This window comes from Clostridium tarantellae (assembly GCF_009295725.1).
In the GTDB taxonomy this organism is placed as follows: domain Bacteria; phylum Bacillota; class Clostridia; order Clostridiales; family Clostridiaceae; genus Sarcina; species Sarcina tarantellae.
In genome coordinates, this window is record NZ_WHJC01000003.1 from 21834 (window position 1) to 47596 (window position 25763).

The following is a 25763-nucleotide window of genomic DNA, read 5'->3' on the forward strand; positions in this document are numbered from 1 at the left end:
GAATATAAATATATATAAATAAAATAATTCTATAGAGAAACCCATAAAAAAATGCAATTTTCAATGTCGTATAATAAAAGGTTTTGTTGTACGAAATTTCTTAAAATTCAAATTATTGTCTGATATAATGCATTTACAAGATAATTTTTGCATGGGATAGTGATATTTGTCAAAGCATGGAGATTTAAAATCACTAAGGGTTATTTATTTGTAGAACTAAGGAGGCGACGATGGAAGAAAAAACGTTAAAGATTGACGAGTTACTATATACCATTAAGAAAAGGTATAAAATCATAATTTTAGTAACTGCATCTATGACAATATTAGCCACATTATTTGCTTTTTTTAAAATGAAACCACAGTATTTTGCCACAACTAAAGTTTTTGTTGGAAGAGTTGGAGATTCTAAAAATTATAGTACGTCAGAACTAGAAACATATAAAACTTTAATGAGCACATATGTAGATTTAATAAGAACTGAAGATGTTGTAGCAAAAGCTTTAAATGATAGTGGAATTAAAAAAAGTGCAAAAGCTGTTCTAGGATCCATGCAACTAGCTCCTAATGAAGCATCACCTATACTAACAATAAAAGTAATAGGCACTAGTGAAAAAGATGCAAGAGTAACCACAGAAGCTTTATTAAAAGGTTTTGATAACATAACTAAGGAGGTTTTAACAACAGCTAAAATAGATGTAATAGACTCCACTAAAACTTATACCGTAATGCCAAATAGAAAAAAGGTTTTAATAATGGGTTTTATAGTAGGTTTAATAATTAGCTTAGGAGTAGTTTTTGTATTAGATTATCTAGACAATACCATAAAGACTACAGAAGAGTTAGAAGAATTACTGAATCTGCCTGTTGTTGGAATAATACCTAATGAAGATGAGGTATAGAAGTATAAAAGTAGGAGGAAAAATTATTAATGTTTGCAGTAGAGAAAAGCAATAAATCTTTATCCACAGAAGCCTATAGAACCTTAAGAACTAATCTACAATATTCAGCTTTAGACAGAGAAATAAAAGTTATATTAGTAACAAGCTCTAACCCAGGGGAAGGCAAAACTACTACAGCAGGAAACTTAGCAATTGTTTTAGCTCAAGACGGTAAAAGAGTAATGCTTATAGATTGTGATTTAAGAAAAGCTAACGTTCATAAGCAATTTAAAATATCAAATACAGTAGGATTATCAGAAGTATTATTAGGAAAAGAAACTTTTTTTAATTCTATGACAACACATGAGAGTGGATTGCATATACTGACTTGTGGAAAAATGCCTCCTAATCCAGCAGAAATGGTTGGCTCTAAAGCTATGGAAAAATTATTAAATGATTTAAGAAATAGATATGACTATATAGTTTTAGATACACCACCTGTGCAAGCTGTTACAGACTCAAAGGTTCTAGCCACTAAATCAGATGGGGTTGTACTAGTAGTAAGAGTAGAAAAAACTACAAAGAACATAGTTCTAGAAACTAAAAAAGAACTAGAAAAAGTAAATGCAAAAATTATTGGTACTGTTTTAAATGGAGTATCAAACAAAAATGGTAAAAATCCATACTACTATTATGGTAGTAGAGTTGAGAAAAATAAGAAAAAAAAGAGAATATTTTCATTTTTAAAAGGGTAATCTAAATTACGTAGGTAAAGGGGTTTAATCTAATTTAATATAAATGGATGGTATTAGAGAGGAGGTGCACATTAATAAGATGAAACTTGCTCAAAAAACTAAAGTAATATTGTTATTATTCATGGATATTTTTCTAATATCTATAGCATATTTATTTAGTTTGTATATAAGATTTGCCGCAGATGTACCTGCTATTTATATGGTATTGTATTTTAAATACATGGCAATAATATTAGCTCTTTATATAATACCTCTTTATATATTTAAAATGTATAAAAGTTTATGGAGCACAGCAGGAATAGATGAAGCAATACAGGGGGGAACAGCTTGTTTTATAGGTATGACATTAAGTGTTTTAGTTATGTTTATACTTCCTTCAAGAATTCCCGTTTCAGTAAATATTTTATCAGGTATATTAATAACTTTTTCAGTAATAGGTGCTAGACTTTCCTTTAGAGTTTATAGAAGATTAATTATTTATAAAGACTATATGTACTCAAAGGATAAAGGTGATGCAACTAGAGTTTTAGTTGTAGGAGCTGGTTCCTGTGCACAGATGATTCACAAAGAATTTGCAAATGATCCAAAAGGAAAATACAAATTAATAGGTTTTATGGATGACAATAGAAATAAGGTAGGAACTTACCTTGCAGGAGTTAAAGTTCTTGGAACTAGAGAAGACATAAAAATTATAGCAGAAGAGAAGAAAATAGACTTAATATTAATAGCTATACCATCTCTAAAAGGAAATGAAAAAAAAGAAATAATAGAAAAATGCCAAGAGGCAAAGGTGAAAACTCAAATAATTCCATCAGTATATGAGTTAATTGGAGAAAAAGTTAACTTAAAGCAAGCCAGAGATGTAGATTTAAGGGACCTACTAGGCAGAGAAGAAGTAAAGCTAGATAAAGATGGAATAAAAGATTATATTCATGGAAAGACAGTTTTAGTTACAGGTGGAGGAGGTTCCATTGGCTCAGAACTTTGTCGTCAAATAGCACAATTTTCGCCTAAATTACTTCTAATTTTAGACATATATGAAAATAATGCTTATGATTTACAAAATGAGTTAAAAAGGAAATTCCCTACGGTAGAACAACAAGTGTTAATAGCTACAGTAAGAGATAAAAAAAGAATGAGACATATATTTAGACAATATAAACCAAATGTAGTGTTTCATGCAGCAGCACACAAACATGTGCCACTTATGGAATTTAATCCAGGAGAAGCTATAAAAAATAATGTGGTAGGAACTTTAAATGTAGCAGAATGTGCTCATAGGTATAATTCAGATAAATTTGTTTTAATATCCACAGACAAAGCAGTAAATCCAACTAACGTAATGGGTGCTACAAAAAGAATGTGTGAAATGATAGTTCAAGCAATAAACAAAGTAAGTGAAACAGAATTTGTGGCAGTTAGATTTGGAAATGTACTAGGTAGTAATGGTTCCGTAATACCACTATTCAAAAAGCAAATTGAAGAAGGTGGACCTATTACCTTAACGGATATGGAAATAACAAGATACTTTATGTTAATACCTGAAGCATCTCAACTAGTATTACAAGCTGGAGCTTATGCAAAAGGTGGAGAAATTTTTGTATTAGATATGGGGAAACCAGTTAAAATTTATGATTTAGCTAGAGATTTAATAAAACTTTCTGGATATGAACCAGATAAGGACATAAAAATAAAAGTTACAGGGTTAAGACCAGGAGAAAAATTGTATGAAGAACTTCTTATGGATGAAGAAGGACTAAAAGAAACTCAACATGAAAAAATCTTTATAGGTAAACCTGGGGATTTCAATTTAGATAGATTAAAGCTTGGTATAAAAGCTTTACTAGATATAAGTGAAAAGGATGACAAAGAAACAATAAAAGTGGCATTAGCTCAAATTGTTAAAACCTATAAAAGATTAGATAAAAAAGAAGAAGAAGAGGAATTGGTGTTAAGAAAAGTATTTATCACCAAACTTGGATAATAATATTTAAAAATGTTCTTTAGGATTAGGGGTATTTTAAAAAGGTTTTATATATAAGGGGAAATTTTAACATAAATGAAAAGAAAAAGAGGGGGAGCTTATTTTGAAGGGGACTAAAAAAATATATTTATCTTCACCACATATGGGGGGATTGGAAGAAAAGTATATTAAAGAGGCATTTGCAAGTAATTGGATTGCTCCACTTGGAAGTAATGTAGATGGCTTTGAAAGAGAGATTGCTGAATATGTAGGGTGTAAATCTTCAGCAGCTTTAGTTTCAGGCACATCTGCTATACATATGGCATTAAAATGCATAGGAGTAAAAAAGGGAGATCTAGTATTTTGTTCTAGTTTAACCTTTGTAGCTAGTTGTAATCCTATTATGTATGAAGGTGGAATTCCAGTATTTATTGATTCGGAAGAAGAAAGTTATAACATGTCACCTAAAGCTTTAAGAAAAGCCTTTAGGTACTATGAAGAAAAAGGACAAGTTCCAAAAGGGGTTATAGTAGTTAATCTTTATGGACAAAGTGCTAATATGGATGAAATAAAAAGCATATGTAGTGAGTATGATGTTCCAATTATAGAAGATGCAGCAGAATCCTTAGGAGCTACATACAAAGGAAAACAAAGTGGAACCTTTGGAGAGTATGGCATATTCTCATTTAATGGAAACAAGATAATAACTACCTCAGGTGGTGGAATGTTAGTTTCAAACAATGAAGAAATGATAAAAAAGGTAAGGTTTTGGGTAACTCAAGCAAGAGATGAAGCAAGACATTATGAACATAGCGAGCTTGGGTATAACTACAGAATGAGTAATGTGGTAGCTGGTATAGGTAGGGGACAATTAAAAGTTTTAAAAGAGAGAATAGCAAAAAAGAAAGAAATATTTAATAGCTACAAAGAGGGATTAAAGGATATAGAGCAAATAGAAATGGCTCCAGTATGTGAATATGGAGAACCAAACTATTGGTTAAGCTTAATGTTATTAAAGGAAGAAAGCATAGTAAAACCTTTAGATATAATATTAGCTTTAGAAAAAGAAAACATAGAAGCAAGACCAGTGTGGAAACCAATGCACATACAACCATATTATAAGGAATATCAATTCTTTAGTGATAAAGAAGATGGGATAAGTGTTTCAGAAGACATATTTAATAGGGGAATATGCCTACCAAGTGATACAAAAATGACTAAGGAAGATATGGATAGAATAATAAACATAATAAAAAAATGTATGGTTAAAGAAGAGTGTGCTATTTGTATTTAATAAGTAAAAAAGTAATTAGTATAAGGAAATAAAGAAGTGAATAAGGGAAAAGATTATAAGTTTTTAGTAAAAAGAGCCTTTGATATAACTGGTGGAATAGTAGGGTTAATAGTTTTATCACCAGCTATAGTTATAACTGCCATTGCAGTTAGAGTTAAGTTAGGTAGTCCAATATTTTTCACTCAAGAAAGAATTGGATTAAACAATAAAACTTTTAAAATGATTAAGTTTAGAACTATGAAAAATAGTAAAGACAAAGAGGGAAACTTACTATCAGATGAAGAGAGATTAACTAAGACAGGGAAATTTATTAGAAGCCTTAGTTTAGATGAAACTCCAGAACTTATAAATGTAATAAAGGGAGATATGAGCTTAGTTGGGCCAAGACCTTTACTTGTGGAATACCTTCCTTTATACAGTGAAATACAAATAAAAAGACATGATGTCATGCCAGGTATCACTGGTTGGGCACAGATAAACGGAAGAAATGCAATTTCATGGACAAAGAGATTTGAATTAGATGTTTTCTACGTTGAAAACTGTAGCTTATTACTAGATTTTAAAATATTATTTTTAACTTTTGTTAAAGTTTTTAAAAGAGAAGGAATAAGCCAAGTGGGGAATGCAACTATGGAAAAGTTTAATGGTCACAATTAGCATGAAGCTAGAATGTTAGAGGTGTTTAGCATTGAAAGATATTTTAATAATTGGAGCAGGGGGAGTTGGGTCAGAAGTAGCTTTGCTCATAAATCAAATAAATGAAATTAGTAAGGGTTATAAATTAAAAGGTTTTATAGATGATAATGAGGAGCTTTGGGGACAGAGAATAAATGGAATAGAAGTTTTAGGTGGACTAAGTTTTTTAGAAAAGCTTTATGAACAGATTCAAGATAATATGAATACTAGTTTTGAAAATCTTCATATAATAATAGCTATTTCAAATTATAAAGTTAAAAAGTTAATTGTGGAAAAGTTAGAAAGAAAATTTCCCTTTGTAACTTTAATTCATCCACAGGTTTATGTGGATAAAAGTATAATCATTGGGGAAGGAACTATTATTTATCCAGGAGTTATAATGACTACTAATATAAGTATAGGAAATCATGTAATTATAAGTCCAAAGTGTGGAATAGGTCATGATTCTATTATAAAAGATTATACTTCACTTCTTTGGAATGTAAATGTATCTGGTAAGGATATTATTGAAGAGGGAGTTTTAATGGGAACTGGATCATCTGTTATACAGGAGAAAGCTATTGGAGAAGGTGCAGTAATTGGAGCTGGAGCAATAGTTATAAGAGATGTACCAAAGTATACAACCTCCGTTGGAGTTCCTGCACAGGTTGTAGGGTAAATGGGATGAAAGAATAGGAGAAGATTTTATGAAAAGGGTATTGTATGTAACCACAGTTAGTAGAACTATAAATGCTTTTTTAGTTCCTCACATTTTAGCTCTAAGAGAAAAGGGATTTCAAGTTGACTGTGCCTGTTCTATTGATAAGGAATTAGATAAATCCTTAGAAAAAGCAGGAGTTAAGTTATATAAAATACCTTTTACAAGAAATCCTATAAGTTTATCAAATATAAGAGCTTTTAAAATGTTAGACCAAATTCAAAAAAACAATAAATATGATATTGTTCATGTTCATACTCCCATAGCATCTATTTATGGAAGACTACTAAAGTTAAAACATAAAGGAATTAAAACAATATATACAGCACATGGGTATCACTTTTTAGAAGGTGGATCAAAAAGTAGTTGGCTTATTTATTATCCCATAGAAAAGGTAATGGCAAAGCTAACAGATGTAACAATAAACATAAATAAAGAAGATTTTAAAATAACACAATCAAAATTAAAACCTAAAAAATCCTATTACGTTAAGGGGGTAGGATTAGACTTAAAAAATTATAAACCCTTAACAGAAAAAGAAAAAGTAAAGAAAAGAAAAGAATTAAATCTAAAAGAAGAAGACTTCATAGTAATAATGATTGCAGAAGTGAACGAAAACAAAAATCAAATACAGCTTATAAAAGCAATGGAAATACTAAAAGAAAAATATGAAAACATAAAAGCAATATGTGTTGGAGATGGAGAATTATTAAAACAAAGAAAAGAAGATGTAAAAAATAAAGGGTTAGAAAATAACATTAATTTCTTAGGGTATAGAACAGATATTAATGAACTTATAAATATAGCAGATATAGGAGTGCTACTTTCCTATAGAGAAGGACTTCCAAGAAACATAATGGAGATTATGGCAAATGGAAAGAAAATAGTAGCCACAAACATAAGAGGGAATAGAGATTTAGTATGTAATGAAAATGTAGGTAAATTAGTAGAAGTAGGGGATTATGAAGAAACAGCAAAGGCTATTGAATATTATTACTTAAATAATACAAGGGAAGTAATAATACCAAAGGAGATAGAGCCTTATAGTTTACCTAATGTAGTTGAAATGGTAAGGGAGATACATGAGGGAGTTTAAATATTATTATGAGTAAAATTAAAGTTTTGCAAATATCACACGGATTAGCACCAGGTGGAATTGAATCATTTTTGCTAAATATTTATGAAAATATAGAAAAAGATAATATTGAAATTAGTTTTGCGGTTGCGGCTAATGGAAAGCAATATCATGAAGATAGAATTTTAAAAAATGGAGATAAAGTATATCATACGAGCGACTTAAATGGTGCTAATAATATTTTAAAGCATTTTTTTAGGTTGATAAAATTGTTAAAAAAGGAAGGTCCTTTTGATGTAGTTCATAGTCATATAGATTTTTTTAATGGAGTAAATATATTAGCGGCATTTATAGCTGGAGTGCCTGTTAGAATATCGCATTCACATAATACTAATAGTGCTAATGCAAATACAACAAAAATAAAAATGCCAATACTTTTATATCGTAATTTTATGAGGACTTTAATAAATAAATTTTCAACTGTTACTTTAGGGTGTTCTACTGAAGCTAATGATTATATGTATGGAAATAATCATAATGCTAAGGTGATATGTAATGGAATTAACTTTAATGAATTTATGGAATCTAAGAGATGTCCAATTAATATAAATTTAGATAAGACCAAAATAAACTTTATAACTATAGGAAGATTGTGTGAACAAAAAAATAGTATTTTTATAGTTAAGATTTTAAATGAATTGATAAAAATAAGAAAAGATATACATTTATATTGGGTTGGAAAAGGTCCTCAAGAAAATGAAGTAAAGAATATAATTAAAGGTTTAAAGTTAGAAAGACATATTACACTTTTAGGAGCAAGAAATGATATTTCAGAAATATTATCAATAAGTGATTTTATGATTTTTCCATCTAAGTGGGAGGGTCTTCCTGTAACTTTAGTAGAAGCACAAGTAGCACAAGTTCCTTGCTTTATATCTGATGTAATTTCAAATGAAGCTAATTTAGGTTTGTGTACTAAAATATCATTAAAAAGTGATGCTAAAATATGGGCAATCAAAATAAATGATTATATAGAAAATAATACTTTTAATAATAAGATAGATAAAAAAAAGTTAAATAATTTTAATATTAAAAATGTAACTAAACAAATGAAAAATATATATTTATGTAAATAAAAGGAAGGTTTTAAAAATTATAGGGAGTATTGAGAAGTAATGGCTACAAAAGTAAGTGTTATTGTACCAGTATATAATGTAGAAAAATTTTTAAGGAGATGTATGGATAGCTTAATATCACAAGCTTTTAAAGATATTGAAATTATAGCTATAAATGATGGATCAACAGATAAGAGCTTAGAGATTTTAAGAGAATATGAGGAAATAGATAGTAGAGTAAAAGTTATTGACAAAGAAAATAGTGGAGTTTCTAAATGTAGAAATATTGGAATTGATGTTTCAAAAGGTGAGTATATTATGTTTGTAGATAGCGATGATTGGATAGATACAGATATGATTGAAAACATGTATTATAAAGCTTTAGAGGAAAAAGCAGATTTAATAATGTGTACATATACTAGAGAATTTATCAATCATTCTAAAGAAAGAGTAATTAAATTACCTAGTACTAAAATATATGATGATGAAGAGGTAAAGAAAGAGTTACTTAGAAAATTAGTTGGTCCAATAAATAAAGAATTAGCAAGTCCAGATCAATTAGATGTATTAGGTACTATTTGGGGTAAATTATATAAAACTGAAAATATAAAAAGCAACAAATTAGTATTTATAGATTTAGCAGTCATAGGTTCAGCAGAAGATACATTATTTAATATATATACATTTAATTGCTTAAAAAAAGTAGTGTTTATAAATAGGCCTATGTATCACTATTGGAAAGGAAATAGTGAATCAATAACTTCTAAATATAATCCTAATTTGAAAGAACAAAGAAAAGCTTTTTTTAAATACATAGATAATTTTATAAAAGAAAATAGGTTAGGAAGTGAATTTGAAAAAGCTCTAGAAAATAGAATTTGTACTTCGGTTTTAGGACTAGGATTAGTTGAATGTAGTGTTCAAAATAAAGTTTCTACAACAAAAAAAATAAAAAATATAAAAAATATTTTAGAAACTAACTATATTGAAAAGGCATATAAGAAGCTTGAGATTAAACACTTTCCTATACATTGGAGATTATTTTATTTTTTTAACAAAAATAAAATGGCTACATCATCATATTTTATGTTAAATAGTATAGAATTTTTGAGAACTCGTTTTTAGGTATATAAGGGGTGAAATAAATGAAGCCAATAAGGGTATTACAGGTAGTTACTATAATGAATCGTGGTGGATTAGAAACTATGTTAATGAACTATTACAGAAAAATAGATAGAACTAAAATACAATTTGATTTTATGACTCATAGGACGGAGCGAGGCCATTATGATGATGAAATTGAAAAATTAGGTGGCAAAATATATAGAATGTCTTCAATAAGACCTGGAAATTATAATAAATACTTTAAGGAATTAGATGATTTTTTCAATGAACATAAAGATTATAAAATAGTTCATTCACATATAAATGAAAATAGTGGTTTTGTGTTAAAAGCTGCTAATAAATATAATGTTCCATGTAGAATTGCACATAGTCATTTGGCAGATTTGAAGTTAGATTATAAATATCCTTTTAGAATATATGCAAGGTTAAACCTTGAAAAAAATGTTAATGAATATTTTTCATGTTCTAAAAATGCTGGAGAATGGCTATTCGGAAGAAATATTAGTGAAAATGGTAAAATTAAAATTTTAAATAATGCTGTAGATGTTGAAATATTTAAACCTAAAGATGAGATTAGAAGCAAAATCAGAAAAGAATTAGGTGTAGAAGGAAAATTTGTAATTGGTCATATAGGAAGATTTTATCCACAAAAAAATCATAAATTTTTGATAGATGTATTTAATGAAATATATGCTTTAAATAAAGATGCAATTCTTTTATTAGTGGGTGAAGGGCCATTACTAGATGATATAAAAGCTAAAGTTATTTCTTTAGGATTGCAAAATGTTGTTAAATTTTTAGGGATTAGAGAAGATGTAGCTAATTTTATGCAAGGTATGGACTTGTTCTTATTCCCATCATTATTTGAAGGATTAGCAGTTGTTTTGGTTGAAGCACAAGCAAGTGGGACAACATGTGTAACATCTACTGGAGTTACTAAAGAATCTAATATAACAGGAGATGTTGAGTTTATAGATTTAAATTTATCAGCTAAAAAATGGGCAAATAAAATATTAGCTTTAAATTTAAATAAAAAAGATACTTCAGATTTATTAAAAATAAAAGGATATGATTCTAATACTAACGTAAACTGGCTAAGTGATTTTTACTTAAAATATGTACAAAGAGCTATGAAAGAGGTTAATTAGTATGAAGACATTAACAATATTTACCCCAACTTATAATAGGGCTTATACATTACATAAATGTTATGAAAGTTTAAAGAAACAAAGTTGTAAAGATTTTATTTGGTTAATTATAGATGATGGTTCAAGTGATAATACGAAAGAGTTAGTTCAAATATGGATAGAAGATAATGAAATAGAAATAAAATATTTTTATCAAAAAAATCAAGGTATGCATGGAGCTCATAATACAGCATATGAATTGATACAAACTGAGTTAAATACCTGTATAGATTCAGATGACTATATGCCAGATGATGCAGTTGAAAAGATACTTTCTTTTTGGAAAAATACTAAGAGTAGTAATATAGCAGGAATAGTTGCATTAGATGCTTATAAAAATGGAAATATTATAGGGGATAATTTCCCTGAAAATTTAAAAAGGACAACTTTATTTGATATTTATCAAAAACATAAATTAACTGGAGATAAGAAATTAATTTATAGAACTGAATTAACTAAAAAATATCCTTATCCAAATTTTGAAGGAGAAAAATATGTAAGTTTGGGATATAAATATGCAAAGATTGATTTAGAGTATGAATTAGCAACTATGAATGAAGTAGTTTGTATTGTGGAGTATATGGAAGATGGATCGTCAAAAAATATGCTTAAGCAATATAGAAAAAACCCTAAAGGATTTGCATTTATAAGAGTAGATAATTTGAAAAATCCAAAAGCTAGTTTTAAATTTAAGTTTAAAGAATGTATCCATTATGTTTCAAGTAGCTTAATAGCAAAAAATAAGAATTTTTTAAGTGAAACTCCTTGTAAATTACTAACGGTATTAGCAATGCCAATGGGGATTTTATTATACCTATACATAATGAAGAATACATCAGATTTATGTAAAAATTAGGGCAAGGAAGGAGATTAATATTGAGTGTATTTTATGCTACATTAATTTCTACATATATTCTTTCTTGGCTTTCTAGAATAGGTAAAGAAAAAAAGAGAATAATATTTTCGATTTTTTGGTTATTTTTAGCTACTTTAATTTTAATTATAGTGTCAGGATTAAGAAGTGGAATAGGGGATACAAATGCATATATGCATTCTTATGATTTATTAGTACAAAATCCTAGTAGCTTTGAATTAAATGGAGATTTTGCATTAAATTTAATAAGTATTTTTTTAATGCAAATATCAACTAATCCACAAATATTAATTTTTACCACAGCATTTTTAACAAATTTATTTAATATGATTATTTTTTATAAATTTGGAACTTGTTTAGAATTGCAAGTATATATGTATATTACTTCAGGTTATTATACTGTAACAATGAATGGAATAAGACAAAGTTTAGCAGCAGCATTTTTATTCTTATCTATAAATTTAATTATAAAAGGTAACTTCAAGATGTATGCAATTATAGTATTAATTATATCTACATTTCATGCTTCAGCATTAATAATGATACCTTTATATTTTATTGTTAGAGAAGAAGCTTGGTCAAAAAAAGTTATGAAAATGATGCTATTAGCATGTATTGGTGTGTTTTTTTATGATTTATTTAGTGAAATTTTATTTAAGTTATTAGAGAATACTAAGTATGCAGCATATTCACAGGTTAATGAAGGTGGATCAAGTGTGATGAGAACAATTGTGAATTCCGTTCCGGTAATATTAGCTTATATTAAAAGAAATGAATTAAGAAAAATTTGGCCGGAAAGTAATATTTTTGTGAATTTTGCTTTGATAAATCTTATATTTGTTGGATTTGGAATGTTTAATTGGATATTTAATAGATTTACTATATATTTTCAGCTATATAATTTTATTTTATTACCATTTATTATAAAGAAATGCTTTAAAGGAAGGGAAAAAATTTTAGTTTATTTTGGATTTGTATTTTGTTATTTTATATTTTTTTATAGAGAACAAGTTATTGGATTAAATATGAGTTATCCAAGCCAATATTTAACAATAGAAAATTTGTTTTATGAAGTTATTCCATAAAGTTTATTTAAAAAGGAGTGATACCAGTATGATAAAAATACTCCAAGTAGTAGGTGGTATGAATATAGGTGGAACAGAAACTATGCTTATGAATTTATACAGACAATTTAATAATGGAATACAGTTTGATTTTATTTCTTATTATGATGAAGAAGCATATTATGATAATGAAATAAGGTCACTTGGAGGAAAAGTTATAAGATTAAAAGCACCTAATAAAGTAGGGATGATAAAAGCTATAAAAGATTTGATGGAAGCTATAAAAGAAAATGGACCTTATGAAGCTATTCATACTCATACTTTATTTAATTGTGGTATATCGGTTTTAGCAGGTAAATTAGCAGGAGTTAAAGTAAGAGTATCCCATGCACACACTACTTTTGATAATAATAATAGTTTAGTTAAGAAAATATATATGAATACAATGAGAACTTTAATAAAAAGTTGCTCTACTGATTTTTTAGCTTGTAGTGATAATGCAGGTAAATATTTATTTGGAGAAACTATAACTACAAATGATAGATATAAAAAGCTTCCTAATTATATAGATTATATGAAGTTTATAAATTGTAATGATAAAGAAAGTATAAGAAAAGAATTTAATATAGGTAAAGATGATATAGTTATTGGTCATGTAGGAAGATTTATGGATGCTAAAAATCATAGATTTATAGTTCAAATAATATCTGATTTAGCAAAAAAGAATAATAAAATTAAATGTTTGCTCGTGGGTGAAGGACATTTAAAAAAAGATATAAATGATCAAGTAAAAAGACTAGGATTACAAAATAATGTTTATTTTCTTGGTATAAGAAAAGACATACCAAAAATTCTAAAAATCTTAGATGTATTTTTATTTCCTTCAACCTATGAAGGATTAGGATTGGTATTATTAGAAGCTCAAGCATCAGGAATATCTTGTTTAGTTTCGGAAGCAATACAGCCTGAAGCAGATTTAGGAGTTGGATTGTTTAATAAGTTATATCTAAATGAAGGTTCAGAAAAGTGGAGTAGTGAGATATTAAATATTATTAATAATAAAACTATTGTAGATAAGGAAATTTTAAAAAATAGTTTTGAAAATAAGGGATATAACATAAATGATATAACTAATAATTTAAAAGACATTTACAAAGTAGGCTAAGTAAAATAGGGGGATAAGAATGAAGAAGGTATTGATATCATCTTTTGATATGGAAGTTGGAGGGGTAGAAAGAAGTTTAATAAGTATGCTAGAAAATTTTGATTATAGTAATTATGATGTAGATTTAATGTTATATAGACATACAGGTGATTTCTTTAAATTATTACCTAATAAACCCAATTTGTTAAATGAAGTTAAAGAGTATTCTACATTTAGAAAATCTATATCAGAAGTTTTTAAAGAAGGAAAAGTTTTATTAGGTATAGCAAGAACATTAGCTAAGTTTAATGCTAAAAATATAATGAAAAAAAATAATTTTAGTGAAGAAGGACATGTTCAAATGCAATATATGTGGAAGTATTCAATGTCTTTTTTACCTAAGTTAGAAAAAGAATATGATGTAGCTATAAGTTATCTTTGGCCTCATTACTTTATAGCAGAAAAAGTAAAGGCTAAAAAGAAGATAGCATGGATACATACTGATTTTTCAAAAATAGAAACTGATATAAAGTTAGATTTAGAAATGTGGAATAATTTTAATCATATTATAGCAGTATCAGAAGAGTGTAAGAAATCTTTTTTAATAAAGTATCCTACTTTACATAATAAAGTAAAGGTAATGGAAAATATAACTTCCCCAGAGTTTATAAAGAAAATGTCTAATGAAAAAGTAGAAGATAATCTTAGTAAGGATAATTCTTTTAAAATAGTTTCAGTAGCTAGATTATCTCATGCAAAAGGAATAGATAATGCAGTAAAAGCTTTAAAGATTTTACATGATAAAAACTTTAAAAATATTAAATGGTATGTTGTTGGATATGGCGGAGATGAAGCTATGATAAAGGATTTAATAAAAGAAAATAATCTAGAAGATAGATTTATATTATTAGGAAAAAAAATAAATCCATATCCATATATGAAAGATTGTGATTTATATGTACAACCATCAAGATATGAGGGAAAAGCTGTTACAGTAACAGAAGCAAAGATTTTAGGAAAGCCAGTAGTTATAACTAATTATACAACTGCAAAAAGTCAAGTTAAATCAGGAGAAGATGGGTATATATGTGATTTATCTGTTGAAGGAATAGCTAAAGGAATAAAAACAATGTACAAGTATCCAGAGTTAAAAGAGTTAATTGCGAATAAATGTGTTAATACTGATTATGGAAATAAAGAAGAGTTAGATAAATTATATGAATTATTTTAAAAATTAACTAAGGAGAGAATTTATGAAAATATACACAATAACATGCCATGATGTATATAATCATGGAGCATCATTACAGGCATATGCATTAATGAAATATCTTGAGAATCAAGGACACAATGTAGAGATTATAGACTACAAGCCAGATTATTTAAGTAATCATTATAATATGTTTAGTATTGATAATCCAAAATGGGATAAGAATTTTATAAGTAAATCTATTTATTTAACTTTGAAAATTCCATCACGAATAATTGGTAGAAAAAGAAAAAATGCCTTTGATAAATTTACAAGGAAAAACTTAAAAATAACTAATAAGAGATATAAGTCTAATGAAGATTTATTAAATAATATGCCATTAGGAGATGCATATATATGTGGAAGTGATCAAATTTGGAATAGCTTACATAGAAACGGACGAGATAGAGCATTTTATCTTAATTTTGCTCCTGACAATAAAATTAAAGCATCTTATGCAGCAAGTTTTGCAACTGATTTTGTATCTAAAGAATATGAAAATTTAGTAAAAGAAAATGTAAATAAATTAGATGGGGTAGGAGTAAGAGAAGTAAGTGGTGTAAATATATTAAATAATTTAGGTATCAAGAAAGCTGTTAATGTGTTAGATCCTGTTTTTTTGTTAGGAAAAGAAGAATGGAGCAATATAGGTGAAGAGGTTTTTGATGAAAAATATTTATTAGTTTATGACTTTGATAAAAATTCTTTTATTGAAAAATTAGCAAAAGATATTGCTAAAGAAAAAGGATATAAAATATATACAATAAGCCATTATAAAGCAGGTTATGAAGATAGAAGCTTTAGATATAGTGGACCAGAAACATTTGTATCTTTAGTAAGAAATGCTGAATTTGTTATATCTAATTCATTTCATGCAGTTGTTTTTTCTTTAATTTATGAAAAAGAAGTGGTTATTGTTAATAGGACAGAAAATATTAATACAAGAATGAGAGATTTGCTATGTTTAGTAAATTTAAAAGAAAGATTAGTTACTGAAAAAACTTATAATTTAGATAAGTTATTAAATCCTATAAATTATGTAGAAGTAAAAAAAATTTTAAATAAAAATATTAAGTTTTCTAAAAATTATTTAGAAAAAGTATTAGCTATTAAAAAGTAATGGAGGATATTGTGAAAAAGAAGATAGTATTTGTTATTGATTCTTTAAATAGTGGTGGAGCTGAAAAAAGTTTAGTATCATTATTAAATTTATTTAATTATAAAAAATATGATGTTCATTTAATGTTAATAAATAAGTCAGGGTTATATCTACCATTAGTTCCTAAAGAAGTTACTATAATAGATCCACCTAACTTTTTTACATTTAAACCTTCTTTAAAAAGTTTTATAACCATTAATGAATTTAAATATAACATAGCAAGAATAAAGCAATCTTTATGCCTTAGACTTCCAATTAAAAGAAATTTTTCTCATGTTGCTCAATTAAGTTGGAATTTTACAGAAAAAGCTATAGATAAATTAGAAAGTAAATATGATGTTGCAATAGCATATAGTCAAGGATTTCCTACATATTTTGTTGCAAGTAAAGTAAGTGCAAATAAAAAATATTGTTGGATAAATACAGATTATAAAAAAGCAGGATATAATAAAGAGTTTGATTATAAATATTATGAGGTTTTTGATAAGTTGATAGCTGTTTCTGATGTGGCAAGAGATGTATTAGTTGAAGTTTATCCTGAATTTAAAAATAAAATTACAGTAATTTATGACATAATTTCTAAGAATTTAATTTGTAAAATGGCTGATAAAGAAATTGGCTTTAAAGATAATTTTGATGGATTAAGAATTTTGACTATAGGTAGATTAGTAAAATTAAAAGGTTATGATATTGCAATAAAAGTAGCTAAAAAATTAAAAGATGATGGAATAAATTTTAGATGGTATTCAATTGGAGAAGGAATTTTTAAAAAAGAACTTTTAAATTTAGTTAAAGAAAATAATTTAGAAGATAATTTTTATTTTCTAGGTACATTTACTAATCCGTATCCCTTTATAAAAGAGTGTGATATTTATTGTCAACCATCAAGATTCGAAGGGTTTGGAATGGCTATAGCTGAAGCTAAAATATTAAAAAAGCCAATAGTAACAACAAATTTTACTATTGTTCATAATCAAATTAAAAATAATGAAAATGGAATAATCGTTGATATTAATGATGAGGCTTTATATAAGGGAATAAAAAAAATAATTAGCAATAATAAATTAAAATATAATTTAATAAAGAATTTGGATAAAGAAAAAATTAGTACAGAAGATGAAATTTTTAAGATTTATAGTATGTTAGAAAATACTTGTTAATTCAACAAGTATATTAGGAGTTGACATGAAGAAAATTTTGTTTATAGCAAAAGATTTAAAGTTAGGAGGAGTATCTAAAGCTCTAATAAATCTTTTGAAATGTATTGATTTGAATAAATTTAATATAACACTAGTTACATTATTTGCTGATAATGATTATAAAAATAAATTAGATTCAAAAATAAAACATTTAATACTTTTTGAAAATAATAATTATTTAGACAAATTTACAAATAAAATAAAAGGAAGAATATTAAGACATTTTAACAATTCATTAGTATATGACTTTTTTATAAAAGAAAAATATGATATAGAAATAAGTTTTATGACTAATTACCCTAATAAAATAATAGCTAATTCTTCCAATAAGGATTCTATAAAAATAGGATGGATACATGGAAATTATAATTATAAAAATTATGATTTAGAGATATATAAAAATTTAGAAGAACAAAAAAAAACTTATAATAAATTTAATCATATAGTATGTGTTTCGAGTGAATGTAAAGATGCTTTTTCTAATATAGTTACAGATAAAGATTTAATTACTATGGTTAATCCGATAGATTCTATAGAGATAAAAGAACTATCAAAAGAAAAAGTAAGCATAGAAAAAGATATATTTACAATTTGTTCTGTAGGCAGGCTTTCAGAAGAAAAAGGTTTTATGCGTTTGCTAAAAATACATAAAAAATTAATTGAAGAGGGCTTTAAATATAAATTATGGATAATAGGAGATGGACCTGAAAAAAATAATTTAATTAATTATATTAATAAAAATAATTTAAATAAGCATACTTTATTATTAGGATATCAAAGTAATCCTTATAAATTTATGGTTTTAAGTGATTTATATGTTTGTCCATCATATACTGAAGCATTAAGTACTACTATACAAGAATTCCTTATTTTAAAAAAACCTATAGTTACAACTAGTTGTCCAGGAATGAAAGACTTACTAGGTGATTCAAAATATGGAATAATTACTCAAAATAATAGTGATGATTTATATAATGAATTGAAAAATATACTTATAAATAAAAAAAAATTTAATTATTATAAAGAAAAAGCAGTAGCAAGAAGTAGTAATTTTAATTTAGATAAAAGTATTACTGATATTAATAAATTAATAAATAATTTTCAATAGGAGTATTCATATGAAAAAAGTTTTGTTTTTAATAGATTCATTAGATGGTGGAGGAGCAGAAAAAGTATTGGTTGACATAGTAAAAAATTTAAATTCTAAGAAATATGATATAACAGTAAGCACTATTTATGATAGAGGAGTTTATATAAATGAAATAAAAAAATATGCTAAATATAAACCTTTATTAGAAACTTTAGAATTTGGACAAGGGTTTTTAAAAAATTTTATAAATAAAATTAAAAAAAATCTTAGAATGATATTTTTAAATAAAGCTAATGAAAAGTGGTTGTATAAATTTTTAATTAAAGATAAGTATGATATAGAAATTGCTTTTTTAGAAGTATTATCTACAAAAATAATTTCAGGTTCAACAAATAAACTGAGTAAAAAATATGCATGGGTTCACATAGATATGAGTAAGCAAAATTGGGCTTGTAGATTTTATAAAAATTTAGATGACCAAAAGAGATGTTATAGTAACTTTAATAAAATAGTATGTGTATCTAAGGAAACTAAAGAAGGATTTATAAAAGAGTTTAATATAAGTAAAAATGTTATTGTGCAATATAATCCAGTAGATAACAAAGATATAATATCGAAATCTAAAGAAAATTTAAAATATTTTGACAATGATGATTTTAAAGTTATATCTATTGGAAGATTAGTAGAACAAAAGGGATATGATAGATTATTAGAAGTTCATAAAAAATTAATTGAAGAAGGTTTAAAACATAAATTATATATTTTAGGAGATGGCAAAGAAAAAGAAAAATTAAAATCTTTCATTAAAAAACATAAATTATTAGATACAGTTAAATTATTAGGATTTGAAAGAAATCCATATAAATATATTAGAAATTGTGATTTATTTGTATGTTCATCTAGAGCAGAAGGATACAGTTTAGTAGTGGCTGAATCTATTATATTAGAAGTGCCTATAATAAGTACTAAATGTTCGGGAATAAATGAATTACTTAATAATGGAGAATTTGGAATGTTAGTGGATAATGATACAGAATCATTATATAGTGGTCTTAAAGAAATTTTAACAAAAAGAGAGAAATATAATTATTATAAGGAAAAAGTAAAAGAGCGAAGCAATTATTTTAATTTAAACAATGTAATAAAAGATATAGAGTTATTATTGGATAAGGAGTAGAAAAAATTATGTATGAATATGAGGTTACAGTTTTTACCCCTACTTATAATAGAGGATATATAATAGAAAAATTATACAAATCTTTAAAAAATCAAAGTGATAAAAGATTTGAATGGATTGTTATAGATGATGGTTCTGAGGATTGTACTAAAGATTTATTTGAAAAATGGATAAAAGAAAAAAATGAATTTACTATTAATTATCAAAATATAATTAATGGTGGAAAGCATAGAGCTATAAATAAAGGAGTAGAACTAGCAAAAGGAAAATTATTTTTTATTGTGGATTCAGATGATTATTTAACTAATGATGCAATTTCAAATCTTATTAAGGTTGAAAAAACTTTAAATGGTACAAATGAAAAATTTGCAGGTATAGCAGCGTTAAGGGGATTTAATGAAAAAAAAATTATTGGTACAACATTTAAGGGTTATACAATAGATGCAACTTCTTTAGAAAGAGAAAAATATAATATAAATGGAGATAAAGCAGAAGCTTTTTATACACATATACTTAAAAAATATAAATTTCCAGAATTTAATGGAGAAAAATTTTTAACTGAAAATGTAGTTTGGAATGAAATAGCATTTGATGGATATAAACTTAGATGGTTTAATGAAATAATTTATATATGCAATTATTTAGAGGATGGATTAACAAGTAATGTTAAAAATTTATTTATAAATAATCCTAAAGGCTATGCATATATGATTAAACAAAATATAAAACATAATAAAAAGAGATTTCAATTCAGAGTATATGCCTATTTAAATTATTTTTTACAAATGGAAAATAAAATATCTTTAGAAAAAATGGCAATAAATTTAGAGATAAATAAATTTTTTTTAATAGTAATTATAGAATTATGGCGTTTAAAAAGAAAAATAAAAGGGGAAAATTATGAGGGTTAAAAATTCTATAAAAAACATATCTATAAGTATTTTTTCACAAGTTGTTATGGTGTTTTTGGGGTTTGCAACTAGAAAAATATTTCTTGATAGTTTAGGAACAGAATATTTAGGTATAAATGGAGTATTAACTAATGTAATCTCTATGCTAGGATTAGCTGAAAGTGGTATAGGAATTAGTATAGTATATAATCTATATAAACCTTTGGCCGCAAATGATAAAGAAAAAATAATTGCATTAGTACAGCTATATAAAAAAGTATATGGTGTATTAGCTATAATTATATTTTTGTTAAGTTTTATTATTTTTCCTTTTTTAAAAGTAATAATAGGAGATAAAGATATACCATTTATAGGTTTAGTTTATTTTTTATTTGTTATTAAAAATATGATTTCATATTTAAATGCTCATAAGTGGTCTTTAATAAATGCAGATCAAAAAGCTTATGTATTAGCAAAAAATAATCTTATATTTCAAATAGTAACTACTTTAATGAAGATAATAATTTTAGTCAAGACTAATAGTTACATTTTATACTTACTAAGCGAATTAATTATTTTCTGTATTCAAAATATTGTTAATGGAAGTATTGTTAATAAGAGATATCCATATATTAAAACTAAAACAAAATATGCTGTAGATAAAACATTGCAAAATAATATAATAACAAATACTAAAGCTTTATTTTTACATAATATAGGAACTTACTGTGTATTTAGTACGGATAATTTGCTTATATCAGCTTTTGTTAATATATCTGCAGTAGGTAAATACTCTAATTATACTATGATAATTGGGCAAGTTTCAGGATTAATATATCCTATAATTGGAGGAATATCACATAGTGTTGGGAATTTAATTGCTATAGAAAATGAAGAAAAAAATTATTCTGTTTTCAAAGTTATGTATTTAATTAATTTTTGGATATATTCATGTGCAGTTATATTTTTATATAATTTATTGCAACCATTTATTAATTGGTGGTTAGGAGAAGGTTATCTTTTAGATAATCTAACGTTTATTATTATTTTGGTAAATTATTATATTTTAGGTTTGAGAGGTGCTATAGGAACTTTTAAAACTAAAGCAGGAATTTTTGTTGAAGATAGATTTTTTCCATTAATAGAAGCAGTTATTAATTTAGTATCATCTATAATTTTAGTTAAATATTTAGGATTAGGTGGAATATTTTTAGGTACTACAATAAGTACATTAAGTATAGTATTTTGGAATGTTCCAAGACTAGTCTATAAAAATGTATTTAAAATTCCGGTTAGAAAATATTTTTATAAATATTTATTTTATTTAATTTTGACAATATGTACTGGAATAATTACAACGATTTTATGCAATAGTTTTTTTGAAGGATATACATTTTTATCATTAGTTTTCAGAGGAATTATATGTATTGCTATTCCTAATATCGTATATTTATTAATATTTTTCAAAACAGAAGAATTTAAATATATAAAAAATAAAATACAATTAAGCGTGGAAGAGTTAATTCTATAAATTAAAAACTTTACTACATTTAAAAAAAGTTAAAGGAGAATTTTTGAAGTATGAATATTTTAGAGTATATAGAAGATAATATTTTATTATTTGATGGGGCTATGGGGACCAAACTGAAGGAAGTAGGATGGGATATGAGTTGTAGTTCTGAATTACTAAATTTAAGTCGTCAATATTGGGTTAAAGAAGTTTATGAAAAATACATAGATGCTGGTGCTAAAGCTATAACCACTAATACTTTTATGTGTAGTTTAGAAAATAGTGAGAAATATGGTTATAAATTAGAAGAAGTTATTAAAAATGCTGTAGATATTGCTAGAGAAGTAATTAACAATAGAGGTATTTATTTATCTTTAAGTGTAGGACCTTCCTGTGAATTTTTTAAAAAAGGGGAAGTTGATTTAAATAAAGTATATGAAAACTATAAAACCATTGGAAAAATAGCTAATAAATGTGATATAGATGTTATTGCAGTAGAAACTATACTTAATATAGAGGAAGGAAAATTAGCATTAAAGGCTTTAAAGGAAACTACTAAAGTACCTATATTTATTACCATGAGTTTATGTGGAGGTAATAAGGAGTTTTTAGATGCTTCAGTTAAAGAAATATGTAAGGTTTATGAAACATTAGGGGCTAATGCAGTGGGAATAAATTGTTCTAATTCACCTAAAGAAATTAAGGATATAGTAAAAGAATTTTTAAAATTTGCAAAAGTTCCTGTAATAGTTAGACCTAATGCAGGAATACCTAAAAATATGAATGGAAATTATGAGTATGATTGTTCTATTGAAGAGTATGTGAATTATATGAAAGAATTTATAAAAGATGGAGTAAAAATAATAGGTGGTTGTTGTGGAACTAATGAAAATTTTATAAAAGAATTAAAGCAAAATATATAGTTAAATTAGTTTATATTATAAATAGGGTTTTAAGTCTAATATATTTTTGATAATTAAAATTTTTACCTATAAAAAATCCATTAAACATATAACTATGTAAATTGTAAGGGGTTTTGTAAACGTATATAATTAATTCATAAATTAAAATTATAAGGTAGATGGAGGAGAGATTTCCATGAAGAAAGTACACGTAATATCACATAGTCACTGGGATAGAGAATGGTATATGCCCTTTCAAAAACATAGAGTTAAATTAGTAGATTTTATGGATTCATTAATAGATACATTAGAAAGCAATGTTAATTTTAAATATTTTCATTTAGACGGACAAACAATTGCTTTAGATGATTATTTAGAAATAAAACCATATATGTTTAATAGAATAGAAAAATTAGTTAAAGAAGATAGATTACATATTGGCCCTTGGTATGTATTACAGGATGAGTATTTAATAAGTGCAGAAGCAAATGTAAGAAACATGCTTTTAGGAATTAGATTTGCAAGAAGATTTGGAAATCCAGTTAAAATAGGATATTTTCCAGATTCCTTTGGTAATATATCACAAGCACCTCAAATATTAAGAGGTTTTGGAATTGATAATGCAGTGTTTGGAAGAGGAATTACTCCTATAGCTTTTGACAATCAAAAGGTAGAGGAAGCTGGAGAACATGAGTATTATTCAGAGGTTATTTGGGAATCACCAGATGGTTCAAAGGTTTTAGGTATATTAATGGCAAACTGGTATAGTAACGGAAATGAAATACCAGAAAATAATGAGGAAGCAATAGAGTTTATTAAAGATCGAGTAGAAAAGGCAGATAAATATGCTACTACTTCAAAAATACTTTTAATGAATGGATGTGATCATCAGCCAGTACAAACTAATGTGGGTGATATAATCCAAAATATTGAAGGAAAAACTGATTATGAAGTAGTTCATAGTAATTTAGTTCAATATATAGATGAAGTTAAGGAAGAAGTTAAGGATCTTAAAAAAGTAACTGGAGAGTTAAATGGTCAATTTACTGACGGTTGGTGGACATTAGCAAACACAGCTTCAGCAAGGTTATATTTAAAGCAAATGAACAATAAATGTCAAAATCTTTTAGAAAGATATGTAGAGCCATTAAGCGTATTAGCTAGTTTAGAAGGCGGAAAATATGAAAGAGAATTTATAAATCAATCATGGAAATATTTACTTCAAAATCACCCTCATGATTCAATTTGTGGATGTAGTATAGATGAAGTTCATGAAGAAATGATAACTAGATTTAAAGCTAGTGCTCAAATATCTGAAGAGATGATAGATAGAAATAAAGATTATATGCTAAATTTAATTAATTCAACAACTACAGGCAGAAAAAACATAGTTGTATTTAATACTTTAGGATGGGATAGAAGTGAAGTAGTTGAGGTAGAAATTGATATGCCAAAGGATGAGCATATTGAAAGCTTTAAAGTTTTAGATATGAGTGGGGTAGAAGTACCTGTATCTGTTGAAGTTATAGGAGAAACATTCAAGTACACTTTACCTAACAATAGATTTAGACAACCTGAGTATGTAAATAGATTTAAGGTTAAATTTTTAGCAGAAAATATTAAATCATTAGGAATGAAATCTTATGAAATAATTCCATGTGAATTTAATGTAGATGAAACTAACAGTAAAGATTTAACTTTTGAAAATAAATTTATAAAATTAAGCTTTAATGATAATGGAACATTTGATTTAATTCATAAGGATTCAGGTAAGGAATATAAATCTTTAAATAGCTTTGAGGATTGTGGAGATATAGGAGATGAATATATTTTTAGAGCACCAAAGAAGGATATAGTTATAAATACATTATCAAACAAAGCAGAAATAACTGTAATAAAAGATAATAAACTAGAAAAAGTATTTAAAGTTGTAAATAAATTAACTGTACCAACTCATACTATTAAAAAAGAAAGTAAAAGAGTAGAACAGTTAACTGATATAGAACTAGTATCAGAAGTTAAAGTTTCTTATACATCACCAAGGGTGGATGTAAAAGTTAATATAAATAACGTTGCAAGGGATCATAAAATAACAGCATTATTCCCAACAAATATTGAAGCAAAAACTCATTTTGCAGAGGGACACTTTGATGTTATAGAAAGAGATACAACTCCTTGGGAGGGATGGCAAAATCCATCTAATGCTCAAAAGCAAACTAACTTTGTGGATGTAACAAATAATAATATAGGATTAATGATTGCTAATAAAGGACTTCCAGAATATGAAGTTTTAAGAGATGGAAATAATACTATAGCTATTACCATATTAAGAGCAGTAGGAGAATTAGGAGATTGGGGAGTTTTCCCAACACCAGAAGCTCAATGCTTAGGAGAAAATATAGCTGAGTATTCAATAATACCTCACAATGGGGATTATACTGGAGAGAGTGCATATAAGGAAGCGTATAATTTTAACATTCCTATGGTAGCTTTCCAAGGGGATAAAAAAGAAGATAAGTCTTTATTATCCATAGAAGGAGATAATGTAATATTATCTGCTATAAAGAAAGCAGAAGATAGAGATAGTATAATTATTAGAGTATTTAATATAGCTAATAAAAAAGAAAATATATCTATTAAGTTTAATAAAGAATTAAAAGAAGCTAATTTAGTTGATTTAAATGAAGATAAAATAAATTCTTTAGATATAAATAATAATT

The 25763-nt window shown here is 26.1% G+C and carries 22 protein-coding genes; all 22 read left to right on the forward strand.

What is annotated here, in order from left to right; all coding sequences use genetic code 11:
- The first annotated feature begins 230 nt into the window (after positions 1 to 230).
- On the forward strand, positions 231 to 899 hold the full coding sequence (locus GBZ86_RS00710; RefSeq protein WP_152886785.1) for a YveK family protein: 669 nt from the start codon (positions 231 to 233) through the stop codon (positions 897 to 899).
- A gap of 29 nt (positions 900 to 928) precedes the next feature.
- Complete coding sequence (locus tag GBZ86_RS00715; protein ID WP_152886786.1) at positions 929 to 1633, forward strand: CpsD/CapB family tyrosine-protein kinase; 705 nt, start codon at positions 929 to 931, stop codon at positions 1631 to 1633.
- 79 nt (positions 1634 to 1712) lie between these two features.
- Entirely contained in the window at positions 1713 to 3617 is a 1905-nt protein-coding gene (locus tag GBZ86_RS00720) for a polysaccharide biosynthesis protein (protein WP_152886788.1), read from the forward strand.
- Between the two features lie 142 nt (positions 3618 to 3759).
- A complete protein-coding gene (locus GBZ86_RS00725; protein WP_152886825.1) occupies positions 3760 to 4890 on the forward strand; it encodes a DegT/DnrJ/EryC1/StrS family aminotransferase in 1131 nt (376 codons plus the stop codon).
- 36 nt (positions 4891 to 4926) lie between these two features.
- Positions 4927 to 5547: a sugar transferase gene (locus GBZ86_RS00730; RefSeq protein ID WP_327443429.1), complete on the forward strand. Its 621-nt coding sequence runs from the start codon at positions 4927 to 4929 to the stop codon at positions 5545 to 5547.
- 31 nt (positions 5548 to 5578) lie between these two features.
- Positions 5579 to 6244, forward strand: a complete 666-nt coding sequence (locus GBZ86_RS00735; protein ID WP_152886790.1) for an acetyltransferase — start codon at positions 5579 to 5581, stop codon at positions 6242 to 6244.
- A gap of 28 nt (positions 6245 to 6272) precedes the next feature.
- Complete coding sequence (locus GBZ86_RS00740; RefSeq protein WP_152886792.1) at positions 6273 to 7379, forward strand: glycosyltransferase family 4 protein; 1107 nt, start codon at positions 6273 to 6275, stop codon at positions 7377 to 7379.
- A gap of 8 nt (positions 7380 to 7387) precedes the next feature.
- Positions 7388 to 8494, forward strand: a complete 1107-nt coding sequence (locus GBZ86_RS00745; protein WP_152886794.1) for a glycosyltransferase — start codon at positions 7388 to 7390, stop codon at positions 8492 to 8494.
- 39 nt (positions 8495 to 8533) lie between these two features.
- Positions 8534 to 9598, forward strand: a complete 1065-nt coding sequence (locus GBZ86_RS00750) for a glycosyltransferase (protein ID WP_152886796.1) — start codon at positions 8534 to 8536, stop codon at positions 9596 to 9598.
- Positions 9599 to 9618: 20 nt separating this feature from the next.
- Positions 9619 to 10746 (forward strand): glycosyltransferase family 1 protein, encoded by a 1128-nt coding sequence (locus tag GBZ86_RS00755; RefSeq protein ID WP_152886798.1) that lies wholly within the window; start codon positions 9619 to 9621, stop codon positions 10744 to 10746.
- Position 10747: 1 nt separating this feature from the next.
- Entirely contained in the window at positions 10748 to 11641 is an 894-nt protein-coding gene (locus GBZ86_RS00760; protein WP_152886800.1) for a glycosyltransferase family 2 protein, read from the forward strand.
- 20 nt (positions 11642 to 11661) lie between these two features.
- Positions 11662 to 12744 (forward strand): EpsG family protein, encoded by a 1083-nt coding sequence (locus GBZ86_RS00765; RefSeq protein WP_152886802.1) that lies wholly within the window; start codon positions 11662 to 11664, stop codon positions 12742 to 12744.
- Positions 12745 to 12772: 28 nt separating this feature from the next.
- Positions 12773 to 13888 (forward strand): glycosyltransferase family 1 protein, encoded by a 1116-nt coding sequence (locus GBZ86_RS00770; protein ID WP_152886804.1) that lies wholly within the window; start codon positions 12773 to 12775, stop codon positions 13886 to 13888.
- A 19-nt stretch (positions 13889 to 13907) separates the two neighbouring features.
- On the forward strand, positions 13908 to 15098 hold the full coding sequence (locus GBZ86_RS00775) for a glycosyltransferase (RefSeq protein WP_152886806.1): 1191 nt from the start codon (positions 13908 to 13910) through the stop codon (positions 15096 to 15098).
- Positions 15099 to 15120: 22 nt separating this feature from the next.
- Positions 15121 to 16236 (forward strand): polysaccharide pyruvyl transferase family protein, encoded by a 1116-nt coding sequence (locus tag GBZ86_RS00780; RefSeq protein ID WP_152886808.1) that lies wholly within the window; start codon positions 15121 to 15123, stop codon positions 16234 to 16236.
- An 11-nt stretch (positions 16237 to 16247) separates the two neighbouring features.
- A complete protein-coding gene (locus GBZ86_RS18615; protein ID WP_207707412.1) occupies positions 16248 to 17435 on the forward strand; it encodes a glycosyltransferase in 1188 nt (395 codons plus the stop codon).
- Positions 17436 to 17460: 25 nt separating this feature from the next.
- Entirely contained in the window at positions 17461 to 18582 is a 1122-nt protein-coding gene (locus tag GBZ86_RS00790) for a glycosyltransferase (protein WP_152886812.1), read from the forward strand.
- A gap of 10 nt (positions 18583 to 18592) precedes the next feature.
- Positions 18593 to 19741 carry a glycosyltransferase gene (locus tag GBZ86_RS00795; protein WP_152886814.1) on the forward strand — a complete coding sequence of 383 codons (1149 nt, stop codon included), beginning with the start codon at positions 18593 to 18595 and terminating at the stop codon, positions 19739 to 19741.
- An 8-nt stretch (positions 19742 to 19749) separates the two neighbouring features.
- Positions 19750 to 20652, forward strand: a complete 903-nt coding sequence (locus tag GBZ86_RS00800; RefSeq protein WP_152886816.1) for a glycosyltransferase family 2 protein — start codon at positions 19750 to 19752, stop codon at positions 20650 to 20652.
- A complete protein-coding gene (locus GBZ86_RS00805; protein ID WP_152886818.1) occupies positions 20642 to 22162 on the forward strand; it encodes a lipopolysaccharide biosynthesis protein in 1521 nt (506 codons plus the stop codon). Before GBZ86_RS00800 ends, GBZ86_RS00805 begins: the two co-directional genes overlap by 11 nt.
- Positions 22163 to 22212: 50 nt before the next feature.
- Positions 22213 to 23064 (forward strand): homocysteine S-methyltransferase family protein, encoded by an 852-nt coding sequence (locus GBZ86_RS00810; protein ID WP_152886820.1) that lies wholly within the window; start codon positions 22213 to 22215, stop codon positions 23062 to 23064.
- A gap of 175 nt (positions 23065 to 23239) precedes the next feature.
- The coding region (locus GBZ86_RS00815) for an alpha-mannosidase (RefSeq protein ID WP_152886822.1) at positions 23240 to 25763 on the forward strand (2524 nt) is incomplete at its 3' end.

What these genes read in the sequence shown, in the direction of transcription:
- GBZ86_RS00710 (WP_152886785.1), top strand. Translation starts at nt 231, where the DNA reads ATGGAAGAAAAAACGTTAAAGATTGACGAGTTACTATATACCATTAAG.
- GBZ86_RS00715 (WP_152886786.1), top strand. Translation starts at nt 929, where the DNA reads ATGTTTGCAGTAGAGAAAAGCAATAAATCTTTATCCACAGAAGCCTAT.
- GBZ86_RS00720 (WP_152886788.1), top strand. Translation starts at nt 1,713, where the DNA reads ATGAAACTTGCTCAAAAAACTAAAGTAATATTGTTATTATTCATGGAT.
- GBZ86_RS00725 (WP_152886825.1), top strand. Translation starts at nt 3,760, where the DNA reads ATGGGGGGATTGGAAGAAAAGTATATTAAAGAGGCATTTGCAAGTAAT.
- GBZ86_RS00740 (WP_152886792.1), top strand. Translation starts at nt 6,273, where the DNA reads ATGAAAAGGGTATTGTATGTAACCACAGTTAGTAGAACTATAAATGCT.
- GBZ86_RS00745 (WP_152886794.1), top strand. Translation starts at nt 7,388, where the DNA reads ATGAGTAAAATTAAAGTTTTGCAAATATCACACGGATTAGCACCAGGT.
- GBZ86_RS00750 (WP_152886796.1), top strand. Translation starts at nt 8,534, where the DNA reads ATGGCTACAAAAGTAAGTGTTATTGTACCAGTATATAATGTAGAAAAA.
- GBZ86_RS00755 (WP_152886798.1), top strand. Translation starts at nt 9,619, where the DNA reads ATGAAGCCAATAAGGGTATTACAGGTAGTTACTATAATGAATCGTGGT.
- GBZ86_RS00760 (WP_152886800.1), top strand. Translation starts at nt 10,748, where the DNA reads ATGAAGACATTAACAATATTTACCCCAACTTATAATAGGGCTTATACA.
- GBZ86_RS00770 (WP_152886804.1), top strand. Translation starts at nt 12,773, where the DNA reads ATGATAAAAATACTCCAAGTAGTAGGTGGTATGAATATAGGTGGAACA.
- GBZ86_RS00775 (WP_152886806.1), top strand. Translation starts at nt 13,908, where the DNA reads ATGAAGAAGGTATTGATATCATCTTTTGATATGGAAGTTGGAGGGGTA.
- GBZ86_RS00780 (WP_152886808.1), top strand. Translation starts at nt 15,121, where the DNA reads ATGAAAATATACACAATAACATGCCATGATGTATATAATCATGGAGCA.
- GBZ86_RS00790 (WP_152886812.1), top strand. Translation starts at nt 17,461, where the DNA reads ATGAAGAAAATTTTGTTTATAGCAAAAGATTTAAAGTTAGGAGGAGTA.
- GBZ86_RS00795 (WP_152886814.1), top strand. Translation starts at nt 18,593, where the DNA reads ATGAAAAAAGTTTTGTTTTTAATAGATTCATTAGATGGTGGAGGAGCA.
- GBZ86_RS00800 (WP_152886816.1), top strand. Translation starts at nt 19,750, where the DNA reads ATGTATGAATATGAGGTTACAGTTTTTACCCCTACTTATAATAGAGGA.
- GBZ86_RS00805 (WP_152886818.1), top strand. Translation starts at nt 20,642, where the DNA reads ATGAGGGTTAAAAATTCTATAAAAAACATATCTATAAGTATTTTTTCA.
- GBZ86_RS00810 (WP_152886820.1), top strand. Translation starts at nt 22,213, where the DNA reads ATGAATATTTTAGAGTATATAGAAGATAATATTTTATTATTTGATGGG.